The 18,722-nt window shown below is 71.2% G+C and carries 18 protein-coding genes and 1 tRNA gene; 11 read left to right on the top strand and 8 right to left on the bottom strand.

The window, feature by feature from the left end:
• The first annotated feature begins 149 nt into the window (after positions 1-149).
• The 8 genes from QSK37_RS28635 (at position 150) to QSK37_RS28600 (ending at position 6,465) form a co-directional block, all read left to right on the top strand.
• A complete protein-coding gene (locus QSK37_RS28635) occupies positions 150-572 on the top strand; it encodes a DoxX family protein (protein WP_285627095.1) in 423 nt (140 codons plus the stop codon).
• Positions 573-790: 218 nt separating this feature from the next.
• Positions 791-2,650 carry a CHASE3 domain-containing protein gene (locus QSK37_RS28630; protein WP_285627092.1) on the top strand — a complete coding sequence of 620 codons (1,860 nt, stop codon included), beginning with the start codon at positions 791-793 and terminating at the stop codon, positions 2,648-2,650.
• Between the two features lie 48 nt (positions 2,651-2,698).
• The gene (locus QSK37_RS28625; protein ID WP_285627089.1) at positions 2,699-3,655 is read left to right on the top strand and encodes a helix-turn-helix transcriptional regulator; all 957 of its coding nucleotides are present in this window, start codon (positions 2,699-2,701) and stop codon (positions 3,653-3,655) included.
• Between the two features lie 67 nt (positions 3,656-3,722).
• Positions 3,723-3,935 carry a hypothetical protein gene (locus QSK37_RS28620; protein ID WP_285627086.1) on the top strand — a complete coding sequence of 71 codons (213 nt, stop codon included), beginning with the start codon at positions 3,723-3,725 and terminating at the stop codon, positions 3,933-3,935.
• A gap of 34 nt (positions 3,936-3,969) precedes the next feature.
• Positions 3,970-4,149: a ribbon-helix-helix domain-containing protein gene (locus tag QSK37_RS28615; protein ID WP_285627083.1), complete on the top strand. Its 180-nt coding sequence runs from the start codon at positions 3,970-3,972 to the stop codon at positions 4,147-4,149.
• Between the two features lies 1 nt (position 4,150).
• Positions 4,151-4,495 (top strand): VOC family protein, encoded by a 345-nt coding sequence (locus QSK37_RS28610; protein WP_285627081.1) that lies wholly within the window; start codon positions 4,151-4,153, stop codon positions 4,493-4,495.
• A gap of 89 nt (positions 4,496-4,584) precedes the next feature.
• On the top strand, positions 4,585-6,198 hold the full coding sequence (locus tag QSK37_RS28605; protein ID WP_285627078.1) for a DHA2 family efflux MFS transporter permease subunit: 1,614 nt from the start codon (positions 4,585-4,587) through the stop codon (positions 6,196-6,198).
• A gap of 87 nt (positions 6,199-6,285) precedes the next feature.
• Positions 6,286-6,465: a hypothetical protein gene (locus QSK37_RS28600; RefSeq protein ID WP_285627075.1), complete on the top strand. Its 180-nt coding sequence runs from the start codon at positions 6,286-6,288 to the stop codon at positions 6,463-6,465.
• A 52-nt stretch (positions 6,466-6,517) separates the two neighbouring features.
• Here QSK37_RS28600 and QSK37_RS28595 read toward each other — a convergent pair whose 3' ends face one another.
• Positions 6,518-8,128 (bottom strand): SpoIIE family protein phosphatase, encoded by a 1,611-nt coding sequence (locus QSK37_RS28595; RefSeq protein WP_285627072.1) that lies wholly within the window; start codon positions 8,126-8,128, stop codon positions 6,518-6,520.
• 189 nt (positions 8,129-8,317) lie between these two features.
• Between QSK37_RS28595 and QSK37_RS28590 the strand changes: the two genes are divergently transcribed.
• The gene (locus QSK37_RS28590; RefSeq protein ID WP_285627069.1) at positions 8,318-9,127 is read left to right on the top strand and encodes an SAM-dependent methyltransferase; all 810 of its coding nucleotides are present in this window, start codon (positions 8,318-8,320) and stop codon (positions 9,125-9,127) included.
• 10 nt (positions 9,128-9,137) lie between these two features.
• Here QSK37_RS28590 and QSK37_RS28585 read toward each other — a convergent pair whose 3' ends face one another.
• Together QSK37_RS28585 and QSK37_RS28580 are read right to left on the bottom strand one after the other, a co-directional pair.
• Entirely contained in the window at positions 9,138-10,424 is a 1,287-nt protein-coding gene (locus QSK37_RS28585; protein ID WP_285627066.1) for a hydroxyacid-oxoacid transhydrogenase, read from the bottom strand.
• A 32-nt stretch (positions 10,425-10,456) separates the two neighbouring features.
• Positions 10,457-11,533 carry a zinc-binding dehydrogenase gene (locus QSK37_RS28580; protein ID WP_285627063.1) on the bottom strand — a complete coding sequence of 359 codons (1,077 nt, stop codon included), beginning with the start codon at positions 11,531-11,533 and terminating at the stop codon, positions 10,457-10,459.
• 66 nt (positions 11,534-11,599) lie between these two features.
• Here QSK37_RS28580 and QSK37_RS28575 point away from each other — a divergent pair, with 66 nt between their 5' ends.
• Positions 11,600-12,394: a helix-turn-helix transcriptional regulator gene (locus tag QSK37_RS28575; RefSeq protein WP_285627060.1), complete on the top strand. Its 795-nt coding sequence runs from the start codon at positions 11,600-11,602 to the stop codon at positions 12,392-12,394.
• 6 nt (positions 12,395-12,400) lie between these two features.
• Here the strand turns inward: QSK37_RS28575 and QSK37_RS28570 are convergent, their stop codons facing one another.
• Genes QSK37_RS28570 through QSK37_RS28555 form a run of 4 tightly spaced genes read right to left on the bottom strand, consistent with a single transcriptional unit; the run spans position 12,401 to position 17,382 of the window.
• Complete coding sequence (locus QSK37_RS28570; RefSeq protein WP_285627057.1) at positions 12,401-12,853, bottom strand: hypothetical protein; 453 nt, start codon at positions 12,851-12,853, stop codon at positions 12,401-12,403.
• Between the two features lie 2 nt (positions 12,854-12,855).
• Complete coding sequence (locus QSK37_RS28565; protein ID WP_285627050.1) at positions 12,856-13,713, bottom strand: ABC transporter permease; 858 nt, start codon at positions 13,711-13,713, stop codon at positions 12,856-12,858.
• Complete coding sequence (locus QSK37_RS28560) at positions 13,710-14,639, bottom strand: ABC transporter ATP-binding protein (protein WP_285627046.1); 930 nt, start codon at positions 14,637-14,639, stop codon at positions 13,710-13,712. The genes QSK37_RS28565 and QSK37_RS28560 overlap by 4 nt, the downstream gene beginning before the upstream one ends.
• Positions 14,632-17,382, bottom strand: coding sequence for a bifunctional YncE family protein/alkaline phosphatase family protein (locus QSK37_RS28555; protein WP_285627043.1), 2,751 nt, complete (start codon positions 17,380-17,382; stop codon positions 14,632-14,634). The genes QSK37_RS28560 and QSK37_RS28555 overlap by 8 nt, the downstream gene beginning before the upstream one ends.
• A 232-nt stretch (positions 17,383-17,614) precedes the next feature.
• Between QSK37_RS28555 and QSK37_RS28550 the strand changes: the two genes are divergently transcribed.
• On the top strand, positions 17,615-18,598 hold the full coding sequence (locus QSK37_RS28550) for a sigma-70 family RNA polymerase sigma factor (protein WP_285627030.1): 984 nt from the start codon (positions 17,615-17,617) through the stop codon (positions 18,596-18,598).
• Between the two features lie 40 nt (positions 18,599-18,638).
• Here the strand turns inward: QSK37_RS28550 and QSK37_RS28545 are convergent.
• A tRNA-Tyr gene (locus tag QSK37_RS28545) sits at positions 18,639-18,720 on the bottom strand.
• Between the last annotated feature and the right edge of the window lie 2 nt (positions 18,721-18,722).

Here is an 18,722-nt window from a genome sequence, read left to right as displayed (position 1 = left end):
AACGGGCCGCGGCCGGATCGACACCTCGCTCGAAAAAACTTCCCGGAAAAAACTTAGGCGAGGTGTCGATCCGGCCGTCCCTCGTTCGACGCGTCAGCACGAGGCCGGGTCGAGACACGATCTCCGGCCGTCCGACGAGAGGAACCGACATGAGCACCCAGACCCTCGCGACGCCCGCCACGACGACGGACCGCCGTACGGCCGTGAACATCACACTGTGGACGATCCAGATCCTGCTGGCGGCGTTCCTGCTGATCGCCTCCGCCGCACCCAAGTTCGCCGGCCAGCGGGACGCGGTGGAGACCTTCCGGCAGATCGGCTGGGGCCAGTGGCTCCGCTACCTCACCGGCACCTGCGAGGCCGCCGGCGCGATCGGCCTGCTCGTCCCCCGGCTCGCCACCCCCGCCGCGATCGGCCTCATCGGCCTCATGATCGGCGCGGTGCTCACCCAGCTGCTCGTGCTCGCACCGGCGTGGGCGCTGCTGCCGGCGTCGTACGGCGTGCTGTTCGCGATCATCGCGTGGTACCGGCGGGAGGGCTTCCAGACTCTCGTGAGCCGCCTCCGGCGCTGAGGGTGGTGCCAGAGAAACGCCTGGTCAGCGTGTTGAGGGGGAGGCCACGGCGGTCGTCAACCGGCTGTTCTCCGCCGTAGAGTGACAGGCAGGGACGCGCCGTCACAGGCTGTTCGGGGGGATGACCAGTGGGCGCACGGGCGCTGTGCCGCGTCCGGCCGGCGTCAGGTCCGCGGCCAGGACTCACTCGCCGTATCGTCGTCGCGAGCGCGGTCGTCATGCTGCTCGCGATCGGGGCGTACGCCCTGCTGTTCTCGGTGATCATGGACCTGCGCGACTCCGCCGCCCTCGCGAACCGGTCCAAGACCGTCCTGTCCTCGGCGAACCGGCTGGAGCGGCTGGTGACCGACCTGGAGACCGACGTACGCGGGTTCATCATCACCGGTGACCGGCGCCTGCTGGCGCCGGTCACCGACGCCCAGGGCCAGGCCGTCGAGGAGGGCCGGCGGCTGGAGCGGCTCACCGCGCGGAGCGATCCGGCTCAGGCCGGGCAGGCCCGCCGGATCGTGAGCGACGCCGAGGCGTACGTGCGGGACTACTCGATTCCGCTGCTGGCGGCGATCCGGCAGCAGCCCGCGTCGGCACGGGCACTCGCCACGATTGCCGAGAGCGAGCAGCGCCTCCAGCCCCTGCGCGACGAGTTGGACCGATTCATGACCGCGCAGCGGACGCTGGTCCAGACGCACGAGGACCGGTCCAGCACCGACGCGGCCCGGGCCACGGCCATCGCGGCGGCCGGAGCGTGCGGTGCGCTCCTGCTCCTCCTGCTGTTCTCCGGGTACCTGACACGCGCCATCCTGCGCCCGGTGCGGCGTACCGCGGCCATCGCCGGCGACCTGGCCGGCGGCGACCTGTCGGTACGGATCCCCGAGGTGTCGCACAACGACGTCGGCGTGCTCGAACGCACGTTCAACGTGATGGCGGGATCGCTGGAGGCGGACCGGCGGCAGCTCCGCAGGGTCGTGGCGGAACAGGGCGCGCTCCGCCGGATCGCGACGCTCATCGCCCGTGGCGTGTCACCGGCGGAGATCTTCACCGCGGTCGCCAGCGAGCTGGGCCGCGTCCAGGACATGCAGTACGCGGTGATCAACCGCTTCGATCCCGCGCTCATCGCCACGTCCGTCGGCTACTGGACCGCCTCCGGCGCGGCGAACATCCTGCCGCCGGTGAACGGCCGCTGGCCGGTCGAGGAGGAGAGCGTCGCCGCGCGGATCGTCCGGACGGGCAGGCCGGCGCGGATGAACACCGACACGGCCACGAGCACGATCGGCGTCTGGTCGCGCCTCCACGGGATCCGGTACGTCGTGGGCTGCCCGATCACGGTCGGCGGGCACCTGTGGGGCATGATCGCGGTGTTCTCGCGCAGCGACCGGCCGCCGCCGGAGCACACCGAGGATCGCCTCATGAGGTTCGTCGAGCTCCTCGCCACCGCGATCGCCAATGCCGAGAACCGCAACGAGCTCCTGGCCTCCTCGGCGCGGATCGTCGCCGCCACTGACGAGGCCCGTCGCCGCATCGAGCGCAGCCTGAACACCGGGCCGCAACGACGCCTGACCGCCCTCGGGGAGGAGCTGCGGCACACCCAGGCCCTCATCGCGCCGGAACACGAACAGCTGAGAGCCCAGCTGGCCAGGACGGTCCAGGGCGTGGACAGCGTGCTGGACGACCTGAGGGAGATCTCGCACGGTCTGCATCCGACGGCCCTGTCGCGCAGCGGCCTGCGGCGGGCCCTCGAGGCGCTGAGCGAGCGGTCGGAGGTGCCGGCCCGGCTCGACATGCGCGTCGACCGGCCGCTGCCCCACCACATCCAGGTCGCGATCTACTACACGGTGTCCGAGGCGCTCACGAACGTGGCGAAGTACTCCCACGCGGCCGTCGCCCACATCGCGCTGACGCTGGAGCACGGGACGCTGAGGCTACGGGTCGACGACAACGGCATCGGCGGGGCCGATCCCGCCCGCGGTTCCGGTCTGGCCGGGCTGAAGGACCGCATCGAGTCGCTCGGCGGAACGATCGAGGTGATCAGCCCGGCCGGCGGCGGCACGTCCCTCGACGTCGGCATCCCGATGCCGTCCTGAGCCGAATAGCGGCCGGTTTCTGACCGCTGGCCCGTGCATGATGAGTGCATGGCGAACACGAGCTCACGGACCCTGCGGTTGCTCTCCCTGCTGCAGACCCACCGGTATTGGCCGGGCGCCGAGCTCGCCGGACGCCTGGGAGTCTCCGTGCGCACCCTGCGCCGCGACGTCGACCGGCTGCGCGAGCTCGGCTACCCGGTGGAGGCCCAGCGGGGCGTCGACGGCGGTTACCAGCTCGCGCCGGGCGCCGCGCTGCCCCCGCTCGTGGTCGACGACGAGGAGGCGGTTGCGCTCGCCATCGGCCTGCGCGCCGCCGCCCAGGGCGCGGTGGCGGGCATCGAGGAGGCCTCGATCCGTGCGCTCACCAAGGTCGTCCAGGTCATGCCGCCCCGGCTGCGCCGGCGTGTGGACGCGCTGCGGACCGCCACGGTGCCCGCCGTGTGGGCCACCGGCCCGACCGTCGACTCGGAGGTGCTGACCACGGTGGCCCAGGCGTGCCGCGACGAGGTACGCCTGCGGTTCTCCTACACGGCGCACCGCCGCGAGCGGACCGCCCGCTTCGTCGAGCCGCACCGGCTGGTCTCGCTCGGCCGCCGCTGGTACCTGGTGGCGTACGACCTGACCCGGCACGACTGGCGCAGCTTCCGGCTCGACCGGCTGGAGCGCCCGGAGGGCACGAGCGAACGCTTCCGCCCGCGCGAACTGCCGGGCGGCGACCCCGTGGCGTTCGTCCGCGCCGGCATCGATGCCATCCCCACGCCCTTTGCGATCGAGGCGATCGTGCACGCGCCGGCGGCGAGCGTCCGCGTCCAGGTGGGCCAGTGGACGACGATCGAGGAGGACGGCGACGACCGCTGCCGTCTCCGGATGACCGCCGACTCCCTCACCTGGCCGGCCCTGGTCCTGGGCATGGCGGGCGCCGAGTTCGAGCTGGTCGATCCGCCGGAACTGACCGACCTCATCCGCGAATGGGGCACCCGCTTCACCCGCGCCGCCGGCACCTGAGCCTCGGACGGATTCCGGATGTTCACCGCCTCACCAGACAGGGCTGGCGACGGAACAGTTCCGATGAGTGGTGGTGCCGATGCGGGACCGCGCCGTCGGCGCCGCGGGCGAGTCGGATGCGGTGGGCGCTGAGCGCACCGTTGCTGGCACTGGCGTCGGCCAGGAGATGGTGACCGATCTCAGGGAGATACTCGGCATCGCCGGCCCGGACGACGACCGGATCGTGCTGCCTGGCAGCGGAAACAGACATGAGCGACTCCTGTCGAGAATGCTGGATTGATGGCCTAGCTTGCTAGCATGTTAGCCTCGACATCATGGGTCACGAGGAGGTCAAGCAGTTCAACGTGTACCTGCCGATCGGACTGATCAGGCAGGTCAAGCATCACGCGATCGAGGCGGGCACGTCCCTGTCGGCGCTGGTCGCCGACGCGCTGCGCGCCTACCTCGACGACACTCACGGACAGCGACAGCAGTCTTCCGAAAAGGAGTCATGACATGGCGACCGAAGGGCTCGACGCGGTGTTCCTGGAGACCCGCAACTGGGGGAAGACCGCGAGGTTCTTCCAGGCACTGGGCTTCGAACTGGAGATCTCCGCCGGCGACGGCTCCGGTGTGTTCCGCAACGGCGAGGGTCCTTATCTCGTGGTCGCTGAGATCCCCGAGGATCGAGAGCCCCAGATGCAGGTCGCACTGAAGGTGTCCGATGCGGACGAATTCCGTCACGATCCCGCCGTCGAGGTGGTGACCCCGTTCGAGGACACCCATTACGGCACCCGGGAGATGACCGTTCGCGACCCCGACGGGCGCGTCTGGAGCCTGCAAGCCCCCGCCGAGCACTGACACATGCCGGCGGTCCGGGCGAGCCGATCGGAACCGGCCGGCCCGGACCGCCGGCGACCGCGGTGGCCATGACCTACGGAGGGATACGGATGAACAGATGGCGCGGCGACCCCTGGGCTGTGCTGCTGACCCTCAGCCTGGGATTCTTCATGACGCTGCTGGACATCACGGTCGTCAACGTCGCCATCCCCAGCATGATCGATAAGCTGCACGCGTCGCTCGACGAGATGCTGTGGGTGATCAACGCCTACATCCTCGTTCTCGCCGCTCTGCTGATCACCTCCGGGCGGCTGGGCGACGTGCGCGGGCCGCGCACCATGTTCATCGGAGGCGTCACGCTGTTCACGGTCGCGTCCGTGCTGTGCGGCCTGGCGCAGGATCCGGCCCAGCTCATCGCCGCCCGTGTCGCGCAGGGACTGGGTGCCGCGGCGCTGGTGCCGCAGACCATGACGATCATCATCGGCACGTTCCCGGCCGAGCGCCGCGGCGCCGCACTCGGCGTCTGGGGCGCGGTCGCGGGCGTGGCCACGATCGCGGGACCCACACTCGGCGGGTTCCTCGTCAGCGCGGTCGGCTGGCGCTGGATCTTCTTCGTGAACGTTCCGATCGGCGCGGTCGTGCTCGCGATGGCCGTCGTGCTCGTGCCCGACGTCCGGCACGGCGTCCGCCACAAGCTGGACGTGCCGGGCGTCGCGCTCGCCACGGCGACACTGTTCTGCCTGACCTTCGGGCTCACCGAGGGCCAGCGGTACGACTGGAACGCCGGTATATGGGCGCTGCTGGGCGGCGCCGCGCTGTTGGTGGTGGTGTTCCTGATCTACCAGGGCACCCGGCAGGACGACGAACCGCTGCTGCCCTTCGCGCTCTTCCGCGACCGCGGTTACGCGGTCATGAGTTTCGTGTCCGCGACCGTCCAGGTCGGGATGATCGGGCTGTTCCTGCCGGTGATGATCTATCTGCAGTCGGTGCTGCACTTCAGTGCGCTCAATGCCGGTCTGGTGATGGCGCCGTCGATGGTGGTGTCGGCGTTCCTGTCGCCGGTCGCGGGCCGCATGTCGGACCGGATCGGCGGCAAGTACATCCTGATGACCGGCCTGAGTCTGTTCGCGGTCGGCATGGCCTGGCTCGCCCTGGTCACCGGCGTCGGCCGCGCGTGGTGGGAGTTCCAGCCCGCCCTCATCGTGGCCGGGTTCGGCATCGGCTGTGTGTTCGGCCCCATGGTCACGGTCGCGATGCGCAACGTGGAGCCCGCGATGGCCGGAGCCGCTTCCGGCGTGCTGAACACGATCCGGCAGATCGGCACGATCTCCGGCAGCGCCGCGGTCGGCGCGGTGCTGCAGAACCGTCTCGCCGCCTCACTTCACGCCGAGGCGGCCAAGCGGGGAGCCGTCCTTCCGGCGGGCGTCCGCGGCCGGTTCGTGGCCGGCTTCGACGATGCGGGGAAGGCAGGTCTGGAAGTCGGCGCCGGGCAGACCGGCGTGGCGCTGAAGCCGGCGCCGGGAACGCCGGCGAGCCTCGCCCGGCACATTCACCAGCTGGCCGCGTCGGTGTTCGAGCACGGCTTCGTCCACGCGATGCGGCCGACCCTGGCGCTGCCCATCGCCGTGATCTCGGTCGGCGTCGTCTCGTGCCTCTTGGTGCGACGCCGAGCGGCGGACAGCACGGCCGTCGTTCCGGACGCCGCCGACTCACCCGCCGTGTGATCGACTCTGGGCGGGTGGCACGACGCGGCCGGTACCCCTCGGGCACCGGCGACGAACGGATGGTGGGGCGACGACGAGCTCGTGTTGATGCCGGTTCACGCCGTGAGCCTCGTCGCGATGGGTCTGTGGCTGCTCGACAACTGCGACCTGGAGGCGTGCGCGACGACGGCTGCCGAGCTCGGCCAGTGGGACTTCCAGCTCGCGGTCGCACCGGTCCGCTTCGCCGGCACGTCCGGCAGCCCGGTCAACCCGATCGCCACCTTCTGACCACGGGGCTCCGGCCCGGCGGTGTCGGCGTTGCCCTGCGCTGGGTTGCGGGCTACGGCTCCAGGCGGGCGAGGAGGAGGGTGGCGTCGTCGGCGCTGTCGCCGTTGTGCAGGTGCTTGACGATGGTGTCGCAGGTGCTCTCGAGGTCGGGGGACGCGCCGGGCAGGAGGGAGCGGAGGTCCGCCAGTCCCGCGTCCATGTCGCGCGTGCGGCTCTCGATCAGGCCGTCCGTGCAGAGGATCAGGGTGCTGTCCTCCGGCACCCGCAGTTCGAGCGCCTCGTAGCTGGCCTCCCCCACGCCCAGCGGCAGGCCCGGGGGCAGGTCGAGGATCCGGGACGAGCCGTCGGCCGCCGCGAGGACCGGCGGCACGTGACCCGCCCGGGCGATCGTGAGGACGCGGCGGCCCGGGTCGCAGAGGGCGTACACGCAGGTCGCGAACTGCGCCGTCGTCAGCTCCTGGGCGATCTCGTCCAGGTGGCCCAGGAGGTCGGCCGGAGGCAGGCCGAGACGGGCCAGGATGCGCACGGCCGTACGGAGCTGGCCCATGACGAGCGCGGCGGCGGTGCCGTGGCCCATGGCGTCGCCGACGACGAGCCCGACCTTTCCGCCGGGCAGCGGGATCGCGTCGTACCAGTCGCCGCCGATCCGGCTGGTCTGCCCGGCGGGCAGGTAGCGGTGGGCGATCCGCATTCCCGGCGGCGTCTTGAGCGCCACCGGCAGCAGGCTGCGCTGGAGCGTCTTGGACGTGCGCCGTTCGCGGTCGTACAGGCGGCCGTTGTCCATGCAGACGGCGGCGTGGTCCGCGAGCCGGCGGGCGAGCCTGCCCTCTGCGGTGCCGAACGGCCGGTCGCCGGACCGGCGGGCGAGGACGGCGAAGCCGAGGACGTTGCCGCGCGCGATGAGCGGGACGGCCAGGAAGCTGTCGTAGTGCAGTGCCTCGTTGATGCGCGGCCGGATCGACAGCCGGTTCTTGAACCGGCCGAACGTCGTGCTGTCGAGCGCGGTGAAGACGATCGGGCGGCCGTTGGTCATGCTGCGGACGACCGGCGTGTCGGCCGGGAAGGCGATCACCTCGTCGGCGGGGAACGCCGAGGACCACTCGAGCTGCGTCACGTCGGAGACGCGCAGCGCCATCCGGCGTACGACGACGCGGGCCTCGCTGTCCTCGTACGACGGGAGGTGGTCGTCGACCAGGAGGCGTTCGAGGAGGTAGACGCCGGCCCCGTAGCAGAGGCGGGACACGAGGACGTCGGCGAGCTCGCGGGCGGTCTGCCGCAGGTCCAGGGTCGCGCCGATGCCGAGCACCGCCTGGTCCGGGTCCTCGGGCGGGGCGTCCCGGTGCGGCAGCGCGCTGATCCCGACGCTGACCTCGCCGGTGGGCTCGATCACCGGCTCCCAGCGGAACTCCACCGGGACGACGGTTCCGCCGGGGAGCCGTACGGGCAGTGAGCCGACCGAGGCCGTTCCCTCGGCGGCGCGTGTGACGGCGGCGTCGAACGTCTCACGGTGCTCACCGCCGAGCACCGCGTCGCACAGGTCGCGCCCGCGCACCTCGGCGTCGGTCCGGCCGAACAGCTCGGCCGCCGCCGGACTCCAGCGCAGCACGTGACCGGTCGCCGCCACACCTAAGGTGACGAGCGCGCTCAGCCCGGGGACGGTCACTCGATCCTCCTCAGCGCGCGTGTCAGCGGCGGAAATCATCCACTCCGGCATTGGCATTTGCCGAACTATATTCGCATAAGTGGCGCTGCCATCGACCTGTGCCGCGCCAGCCTTTAGGCTGACTCGGGGCCGGGCGTTCTGTCAGCGTTCCGGCCGAGCCCATGACCCCGGTACACGAATGGCAGGCACGTGGAGCACGAGAGCTGGGCACCTCCGGAAGTCGACGTCGAGCGCGCCAACGTGGCCCGGATCTATGACGCTCTGCTCGGCGGTTCGCACAATTTCGCCGTCGATCGGGACGTCGCGAGCGCACTGACCGCGATCGAGCCGTCATCACGCGAGGCCGCACGCGCGAATCGGCAGTTTCTCGGCCGGGCGGTCAGGTTTCTCGTCAAGTCTGGAATTCGGCAGTTCCTTGACATCGGGTCCGGCGTTCCGACCTTGGGAAACGTCCACGAGATCGCACAGTCGGCCGCCCCGGACGCCCGCGTGGTGTACGTCGACACGGACCCGGTCGCCATCGCGCACAGCAAGTCGATCCTGGCCGGCAACGACCAGGCCACGATCGTCCAGGCGGACCTGCGCGAGCCCGACGTGATCCTCTCCCACCCCGACGTCAAGCGGCTCATCGACTTCGACCGGCCGGTGGGGCTCCTGCTCGTCGCGGTGCTGCACTTCATCACCGAGGAGGAGCACCCCGGCGACCTGGTGCGGCGGCTGGCGGACGCCCTGGTGCCCGGCAGCCACCTGGTCATCTCGCACGCGACGCTCGACGGCCGCGCGCCCCAGGTGAACGAGGCCGTCGAGAAGCTGTACTCCCGCACCTCGGCGCCGGGCCGGCCCCGCGACCACGCGAGCGTCAAGGCGTTCTTCGACGGCTTCGAGATCCTCGAGCCGGGCCTGGTCTACCTCCCGCAGTGGCGCCCGGAGGAGGGCGACCTGACGTTCGAACGGCCCGAGCAGGCGTGGGGCTACGCCGGAGTCGGCCTCAAGACCTGACCCCGGCGGGTCACCAGAGGGCCAGGGACCGGGTGAGGATGCCCGCGATGTCCTCCTCGGTCGCCTCGCGCGGCGCGGTGGCCAGCAGGCGCTGCTGTTTCAGCGTGCCCGCGACCAGGTCCGGCACGTCGGACTCGGTGTAGCCGGTCGCCCCGATCCCGTTCGGCAGGCCGATGTCGCGCATCAGGCGCAGCAGGGCCACCGGCAGGTGCTCCGACGGGTCGCCGCCGTGGTCGAGTTCCGGGTCGAGCAGTTCGGCCGCGCGCACGTGCCGGTCCGGGCCGGCCTCGAAGGTGAACCGGAACGCCTCCGGCGCCGTCAGCGCCACGGCCATGCCGTGCGGCACCATCGGTTCCTCGTCCGGGTAGCCGTCGGGGTGGAAGTCCTTGACCTGGCCGGCGATCGGGTACGCGTTCGCGTGCGGGAGGTGCACGCCGGCGTTGCCGAAGCCGAGCCCGGCGAAGGTCGCGGCGAGGGCCATCTCCGTACGGGCCGTCATGTCGTCGCCGTCGCGTACGGCGGTGCGGAAGGACCGGGCGATCAGCCCCAGGGCGCGCTCGGACCACATGTCGGCGACGGGGTTGGCACCGCAGTACGGCACGCGCTGCTCGGGCCGCTTGCGCTCGTAGGAGGTGTACGGCCGGGCCGTGTAGCTCTCCAGCGCGTGGCAGACGATGTCCATGCCGGCCGCGGCGGTGACCTCGGCCGGCTGGCTGCGGGTGAGCTCCGGGTCGACCACCGCGAGCGTGGGCCGCAGGCGCGGATGGCTGATGCCGGTCTTGACCCGCAGGTCCAGGACGTCGAGCACGCAGACGGTCGTGCTCTCCGCGCCGGTGCCGGTCGTGGTCGGCACGGCCACCAGCGGGTTCAGCGGACGCGCCGGGGCGCGCCCGGCCCCGATCGGCGGGTTGAGGTAGTCGGCCAGCTCACCGTCGTTGGTGGTCAGCAGGTTGATCGCCTTCGCGGTGTCGATGCTCGACCCGCCGCCGACCGCGACGATGGCGTCCCACGGGCCGGTCTCGCGGGCGTACGCGACGGCCTCCTTCATCGAGGCGTCCGTCGGCTCGACGTGGACCCGGTCGAAGACCTCCGCCTCGATCCCGTACGCCTTCATCTGCTCGGCGACCCGCTGCGGGCCGCCGGTGGCGGCCACCCCGGGGTCGGTGACCACCAGGACGCGCCGCGCGCCGTACTGGCCGAGGTCGTAGCCGATCTCCGCGGAGGAACCGGCGCCGAATTTCAGCTGCGGCGCGCCGTAGGTGAACACCGACTCGGGGTTACCAGGCAAAAGAGGCATATTTCGGATCTTCCGGATCCCGTCGTTCCATGTCAACGCATGGCGGCGTCCGGGATGAGCGCGGCGAACTCCGGTCCGGACGCCTCGGCCGCCAGCTTGATCGCGCCGGCCGGGTCGTCCAGGCCGACCGTGCGCGGTTCCAGGACGTTCAGGTTCAGCGTTCCGGCGGCGACCATGCGCCACACGTCGAGGACGGTCTCCGGCGGGGACATCCACGAGCCGCGCACCGTGAGCCGCCGACGCATGATCTCGCCGTACGGCAGCGGCAGGTCCTGCCGCACCCCGCCGATCAGCGCCATCGTCCCGCCAGGGCGCAGGGCGTCGAAGCCGGTCAGCGTCGGCTCCGGGCCGGGCACGGAGCCGAGGGCGTCGATCACCACGTCCACCTCGCCGATCGCGGCGGCGTCGCGGGCCCGGTCCCCGGTGAATGCCACGGTCCGCACGCGCGGGTCCATCCCGGCGAGCCGGTCCAGGACGGCGGTGTCGCGGCCGACCGCCACGACCCCGGCGGCCCCGCGGGCCAGCGCGGTCAGCAGGGTCGCCACGCCCAGTTGGCCGGTGCCGCCGATGACCGCGACGGTCTGGCCGGGCCGCTGACCGGCACTGTTCAGCCCCTCGGCCGCGATGGCGAGCCACCCCAGGAAGGCCAGCCGGTCGAGCCGCGCGTACTCCTCGGCGCCGGCCAGCCGTACGACGGTCTCCTTGGGGCACAGGGCGCGCTCGGCCCAGAGCCCGTCGCGCCACACCGCCCGCATCGCGGTGGTCGTCGCGGTCGCCCTGCCCCGTCCGCCCACGCCCGTCCAGCCGACGAGGATCTCCTGCGGTCCGTCCGTCTCGCCGGAGCTCAGCAGCGGGTTGATCATCACGATGTCGCCCGGCGCGACGTTGAAGACGTCGTCGGCCACGGACTCGACCCGTCCGATGCCGCCCGCGCCGAGGACGAGCGGCGTCGGGATGGCGCCCCGCGCCCCCTGCGAGAGGGCCTCGGTATAGGCGGGCAGGTACGCGGCGAGCACGCTGACGATCACGCCGCCGCCGCGCGGCGCCGGCTCCGGCACCTCCGCCAGCCGTATCGGTTGTCCTGCTTCTTCCAGTGTCCATGCACGCATACCGACCAGTCTGTGAGCGTCTCAGCCTGGTATCCAGAGCCGGTTTATTCTGGAACTGTGACTACCGTGACCGCTCGGGTCCTGCGCCGGCGCGAGCTCGGCACCTTCCTGCGCAGCCGCCGCGAGCGCGTCTCCCCCGCCGAGGCCGGGCTGCCGACGACGGGACGGCGCCGCACCCCCGGGCTGCGGCGCGAGGAGATCGCCCTGCTCGCGGGCATCAGCGCCACCTGGTACACCTACCTGGAGCAGGGCCGCGACGTCCGCCCCTCCGGCCAGGTGCTCGAGGCGCTCGCCACGGCGCTGCGGCTCAGCGAACACGAGCGCGACCACCTGTTCCACCTCGCCGGCGACACCCCGGCCGAGCAGGTCGACGAGCCCGAGCCGCTCGCTCCCGGCGTCGCCGGCGTCCCGGCGCTGGTCGAGCCCAACCCGGCGTACGTCACGGGCGTGCGCTACGACGTGCTGTGCCACAACGCGGCCGCCGCGGAACTGCTCACCGGCATCGACACGTCACCCGAGCCCAACCTGGCCCGCTGGGTGTTCACCGAGCCCGCGGCGCGGCGGGTCCTGGTCGACTGGGAGCAGGAGGCACAGAACCTCCTGGCCCGCCTGCGCGCCGCCGCCGGCCGCCACCCGGACCATCCCCGCTTCGCCCGCCTGGTCGACGAGCTGCACGCGGAGAGCCCGGAGGTACGCGCCTGGTGGCCCCGCTACGACATCCAGATCAGCCGGGCCGGCACCAAGCGGCTGCGCCACCCGAGGCTCGGCGTCATCACCCTGGCGCACACCGCGTTCCACGTCGCGGAGCGGCCGGAGCAGACCCTGGTGATCTACTCCGGCCTGCCCGCGACCCGGTCCTGATCCGGATCAGGTGGTGTCGAAGCAGCCGTCGAACTCCCACAGCGGATTGGTCACCGTGGCGCCGTCCGCGGCCGTGATGAGCTGCTGCCCGTTGAGGTCGACCGGCCCGTCGCCGTCCGCCGTGTAGCAGCCGTTGGTCTGGACGTGCACCTGGTACTGCGCGTTCACCGCGATGTTCGGCCCGGTGTTGAACCAGGTCACCGTGCAGGTCCAGTCGTTGCCCGCGCCGCTGTCGGCGGTCTGCGCGTCCCCGCGCGAGCAGTCGGCCTTCGAGTTCAGCGACGCCGCGGTCACCTTGCGGCCGCGGAGCGACTGCTGGATGACGTACAGGTTGGCGAACGTCGGCGCGACCGCGTGGTCCAGCCGCGCCTTGGTGATGCCGGACGAACCGCAGCCGGAGACGCCGACGAGGACGGCGGACGCGACCGCGGCGGCGCGCCCCAGGGCACCCGAACGCATGATCAGCCTCCCGTGATGTCGCGACGGCGCAGCAGCGCGTACGCGCCGCCGACGCACAGGACGAAGTAACCGGCGCACACGATCGCGCCCTGGACCAACGGCCCGTAGAACGGCGTCGCCGTGAACAGGCCGTGCCACGCGCCGAACGGCGTCGTCAGCAGCAGCGCGCGGACCGCCGCCGGCGCGTTGACCAGGGACGCCAGCTGCATCACCAGCCCGACCACGACCGGCCCGCCGACGCCGACCGCGCTGCTGCGGCTCGCCACCGAGAGCAGCAGCCCGAGCGCGGTGAAGCCCAGCACCGGCAGCAGCGTCGCCGCCCAGCTCTCCAGCACGAGCACCGTGCTGTGCCCGGGAGACAACAGCGTCCCCGACAGGCCGATCAGCGGCTGCCGGCCGACCACCAGCACGCCCGCGGCCAGGCTCGACAGCCCGAGCAGCACGGTCGCGGCCACCGAGAACGTCAGCGCGGCCAGGGTCTTGCCGGCGAAGATCTGGGACCGCCCGCAGGACCGGGTCAGGATCGTCTTCCAGGTCCCGTACCGGTCCTCGCACGCGAAGATGTCACCGGCCACCACGCTGGTGACCGCCGGCAGCGCCCACTGCCCGGCGAACCCGAGCACGACGAGCGGGACGGAGAAGCCCGAGTCGTGCACCCACCGGCCGAACAGCGTGTCCTGTGGCGTGTTGCTCTGCACGTTCAGCGCCGCCACGAACAGGAACGGGGCGAGCAGGCACAGCCCGAACACCACCTGCGCCTTCACCTGCCGGCTGAGCTTGATCAGCTCCCACCGGTAGACGACCCACGCCCCGGCCCGCGCCGCCGGGCGCGTCTCCGTGCGCTCCGCGACCGCCGTCACGGTCCCTCCTTGGTCGGTACGCCGCGTTCTTCGGCGTCGCTCTCGGTCAGGCGGAAGAACAGCGCCTTCAGCGCCGAGGACTCCAGGTCCAACCGGCGTACGGCGACGCCGTCCCGGCCGAGCGCGATCACGTACGCGTCGAGCTGCTCGCGCTGCGCGTGCACGAGCAGCCCGTCGCCCTCGGCCCGTACCTCGACGCCGGGGCCCGCCAGGGCGAGCGCCCGCTCGTCGTCGCTCGTGGCCAGCCGGAACGCCGGGTCGGGCGCCTTGTCCCGCAGCTCGTCCATCGTCCCGTCGAAGACCACCTGCCCCGCTCGCATGATCGTGACGTCGTCACAGAGGTCCTCGACCTCGTCCATGTCATGGCTGCTCAGCAGCACCGTCACGCCGTCCTCGGCGAGGCGGGCGATCAACGCGCGCATGTCGCGCATCCCGGCCGGGTCGAGGCCGCTCGCCGGCTCGTCCAGGATCAGCAGCCTCGGGTCGCGCAGCAACGCCGCCGCGATGCCCAGCCGCTGCCGCATGCCGACGGAGTAGCCGCCGACCCGCGCTCCGGCGCTGTCGCTCAGGCCCACCACCTCGAGTGAGGTGTCGATCCGCGCCCTCGCGCCGCCGCCGTCGAGGTCGGCGAGCAGCGCGAGGTTGCGCCGCCCCGACAGGTACGGGTAGAAGCGCGGAGCCTCCACGAACCCCGCGACCCCGTCGAGCGACCCGCCCTGTTGTCCAAGAATTCTGATAGTGCCCGCGTCGGGGCGTACGAGACCCATGAGCATGGTCAGGAGAGTGGTCTTGCCGGCCCCGTTCGGGCCGACCATTCCGTGGACCCGGCCGGGGCCGACCCGAAGGTCGACCCCGGCCACGGCCGTCGTGTCCTCGAAGCGCTTGACCAGACCGTGCGCCTCGACGGCGGGTTGATTGTCAGCCATTCGCCTTGTGCGGTGTCTGGGCCCGGCTCGACGGCAGGTCGTTGTCCACCGAGTTGGGCGCCGTGGTCTGCGGGAACTTCTTCAGGACCTCATCCGGCGTCATGACCTTGGAGTCGCCCGGGTACGGCCGCTTCCAGCCGGTCGTGGCGTACCAGGTCATCCGGTTGAAGGGCGCGAACGCCAGCTGGTCCTCCGAGCGGAAGTCCTGCTTCTCCGACCACTCCAGCCAGGTCTTCTGCATCGGGTTCGTGGCCTGCGCGGCCGTGACGTTCATGGTGTCGAGCGGGATGTTGTTCGGCAGCACGTCGAACGGCTGGTAGTTCGGCGTGTCGCTGAATGCGCCGTACATCGGCTCGGCCGCCATGTCGAGCTGGTTCATCGGCGGGAGGCCGAGGATCTGCTCGATCGTCCGGACCACGTTCTCCTGGCTGTAGTAGGTGTGGTCGACCGCGCCGTGCCGCGCGTACGGGCTCGCGATGTACACCGGGGCGCGGTGCCCGTCGACGTGGTCGATGCCGTTCTGCGAGTCGTCCTCGACGACGAAGACCGCACTGTCCTTCCAGTACTTCGAGTGCGAGATCGTGTCGATGATGCGGCCCGTGGCCAGGTCGTTGTCGGCGACCATGGCGGACGGGATCGGGTAGCCCGCGTTCAGGCCGTTGGTGTGGTTGTCCATCACCCACAGCATGTTGAGCGACGGCAGCTTCCCGTCCTTCTCGTACTGCTTGAAGTCCCGCTCGAACAGGTCCGCGCGGTACTGGTCGGTGATGTTCGTCTGGAAGTTCGGGAAGTCACGGGAGAGGATCTTGTCCAGCGACGGCACGTCGGCCGTGGTCTGGCAGTACCCCACCGGCACGTGCGGCGTGCCCGTGGCCTTGCCCTCCAGGATCTGCGAGTCCTTGTACCAGTCCGTCCACGTACCCGGGCAGGTGGACTTGTCCGGGCCGTTCCAGAACTCGGCGTACTCCCCCCAGACGTGGGCGGTCAGGCCGTGCGCCTGGGCGTTGTCCCACAGGAACCCGGACTTGGGGTAGACCATCGCGTCCGGCTGCCCGTAGGAGCGGGTGTAGTTGGCGTAGGACCGCTCCAGGTAGTCGTTCACGAAGCCCGCGTCGAGCCAGGTGTGACCCACCGCGGAGTTGGTCCCCTCGGAGTACAGGTCGTCGATCAGCGGGAACTGCTTGGCGAGCGCGTGCGCGTTCGGCGTGACGTTCTGCCCGAACTGCGCGTAGTCGGGCTTGCCGTTGCCCCGCGGGTCGTCGCCCAGCACCTGGTCGTACGTCCGGTTCTCCTGCACGATCACGAAGACGTGCTTGATCTTCGACGGGTCGCCGGTGCGGAGCGGCACCGCGACCGGGCTCGCGTGCCCGGAGCCCTGCTTGTTGCGGTCCTTCAGGCCGTACCACCGGTTGTTGGCGAAGACCTGCGCGGTGTACTTGGCGATCTGCTGCCGGGTCGGCGTGGCGACGATGCCGATCGTGCCCACGTCGGCGAACACCTGACGGCCGGTCGCCGGGGTGGTGCCGGGCCCCTCGCTGATCGTGCCGTCCTTGCCGAGCGCGCCGACGCCGGCCTGGTTGGCGACGATAAGCCGGTTCAGCGCCTTGTCCCAGTGCAGGGTGCCCGGGTACCAGGCGGTGGGGATCAGGCCGTCGAAGCTCGCCGGCCGGCGCGCCCCGCGGTACTCGTACACCGCCAGCGCGTTGTCCCGGCCCAGGCTCACCGCGAGGTGGGAGGAGTCGAGGAACTCCAGGGCGTTCGGTGAGCTGCCGAACGGCTGGCCGGGCAGGGGGTTGACGTTGAGGGTCTGCGCGACGCGACCCTTCGCCGTGTCGATGATCGACACGGTGTCGTCGCTGGAGTTGGTGACCAGCAGGTCGGTGCCGTGGGCGAGCAGGCTGCTCGGGTCGAGGCCGACCTTGTAGGTGTTGACCACCTGGTTCGTCGCCAGGTCGATCTCGGAGACGGTCCCGGTGTCGGCCCGGCCGTCTCTCTTGTCCGCGACCACCGGCGAGTCGTAGCTGAGGTTGGTGAAGTCCTTGTCGGTCGGCGTACGGCCGCCCTCGTTGCTGACGAACGCGTGGTTCCCGATGAGGACGATGTCCCGGGGAGCCACTCCGACCTTGGTCGGCGCGCTGAACGTACCCGAGGCGGGGTCGAGTACGGCCACGCGGTCCCAGCCGTCGAGAACCGTGATGATGTGCGTGCCGTCGGGCGCCCACACCATCCCGGACGGGAGTGGCGCCGCGGCGGCGCCGGCGGGGTTCTTCGGCACGTCGGCGTCGGCCGGGATCTTGATGACGCTCGGGATGCTCAGCGTGCCGTCCGCGGCGACCGAGAACTTCAGGATGTCGGTGGTCTGCGTGGCGTACAGCGTGTTGCCGTCCGGGGAGTACAGCAGGCCGACCACGCCGACGTTGCCGGCGCCGGTGCCCTTGGGCGGGGTGTACTGCTGCAGCACCTTGTGGTTGACCAGGTCGACGACCGTGAACAGGCCGCTTCCGGACTTGGTGAGGTCGACGGCGGTCTTGCCGTCCGGCCGGACGGCCAGGTCCATCGGCCGGCCGGTCTGCTCGATGCTCACGCCCGCGGGCGTGACGTACTGGTTGTCAGGGTTGAGCACGGACCCGTCGCTCTGCCGTCCGACCAGGTGGTCCGACAGCGGCTTGTTCTGACTGGACGCGCTCGCGGCGTACGCCGCCGTCGAGGTCGCGAGCACCGCCGCGGCCCCGAGCACCGACATGGTGAAAGATCTTCGACGCAACGCTCCCCCTCGTGGCATGTCGCCATGCCGCCGGGAATCTTGGTGAACAGTGAGGAACTTAACCCACATTTACGTGAAGATCGAGTGAAATCTAACGCGATTGTCACATCTTTCTGGCCAGAACCTGACTGCTCTTGACTCGGCCGGGGTGTCAGTGGCACCGCCTACCATGGGCCGCCCGACGCACGCCGTTCCCGGAGGTGGTCCCCCTATGGTCGACATGGCCGACGTCATCACAGCTCAGCCCCACCCCGACGAGCTCGAGGCGTACCGGGTGCAGCTGACGGGCTACTGCTACCGCATGCTCGGCTCGCCCTTCGAGGCGGAGGACGCCGTCCAGGAGACGCTAGTACGGGCGTGGCGCGGGCTCGACCGCTTCGAGGGACGCTCGGCGTTGCGGTCGTGGCTGTTCCACATCGCCACCAACGTCTGCTTCGACCTGCTCAAGGGGCGCGGACGCCGCGCCCGGCCGATCGACCTCGGTCCCGCGTGGGAGGGCTCCGCCCTCGGCCCGCCGCTCGCCGAGTCGACCTGGGTCGAGCCGGTGCCGGACGCCCGCGTCCTGCCGGGCGGTGGTGGCGACCCCGCCGACGAGGCGGTCTCGCGCGAGACCGTCCGCCTGGCCTTCGTCGCCGCGCTGCAGCACCTGCCGCCTCGGCAGCGCGCGGTGCTGATCCTGCGCGAGGTCCTGCGCTGGAAGGCCGCCGAGGTGGCCGAGCTGCTCGGCACCTCACCGGCCTCGGTCAACAGCGCCCTTCAGCGGGCCCGCGCGACGCTCGACGACCTCGGCCTCGACGACTCCTCCGACCTCCAGCCGCTGGACGCCGCGCAGCGTTCACTGGTGACGCGCTACTGCGACGCCTTCGAGCGCTACGACCTCGACGCGCTCGTCGCGCTGCTGCACGAGGACGCCACCCAGTCGATGCCGCCCTACGACATGTGGGTCCGGGGTCCCGCCCGCATGCGCGAGTGGTGGAGCGGGCCGGGCATCGAGTGCCGGGGCTCCCGGCTGCTGCCGACGGCGGCCAACGGCTCCCCCGCCTTCGGCGGATACCGCCCCAGCGGGCCGGGCGGCCGCCACGAGCCGTTCTCCCTGCACGTACTGGAGTTCCGCGGCGACCGCCTGATCCGCCTCAACTACTTCCTGGACGTCGACCGGCTGTTCCCGCTCTTCGGCCTGCCGGCCCACCTCTGAGCTCGGCGGCGACGAGACCTCTCCACAGCGGAAGACATCGTGCATGGGGCAGGAGTCGAACCTGCACAGCGCGAAGCGGGCGGTTTACAGCCGCTTGGTCTCACCCATGACCAGGCCCATGCAA

Source organism: Actinoallomurus iriomotensis, assembly GCF_030269445.1.
Lineage (GTDB): Bacteria > Actinomycetota > Actinomycetes > Streptosporangiales > Streptosporangiaceae > Actinoallomurus > Actinoallomurus iriomotensis.
The sequence above is the reverse complement of the archived record's forward strand: the minus strand, read 5'-3'. Positions and strand labels throughout refer to the sequence as shown.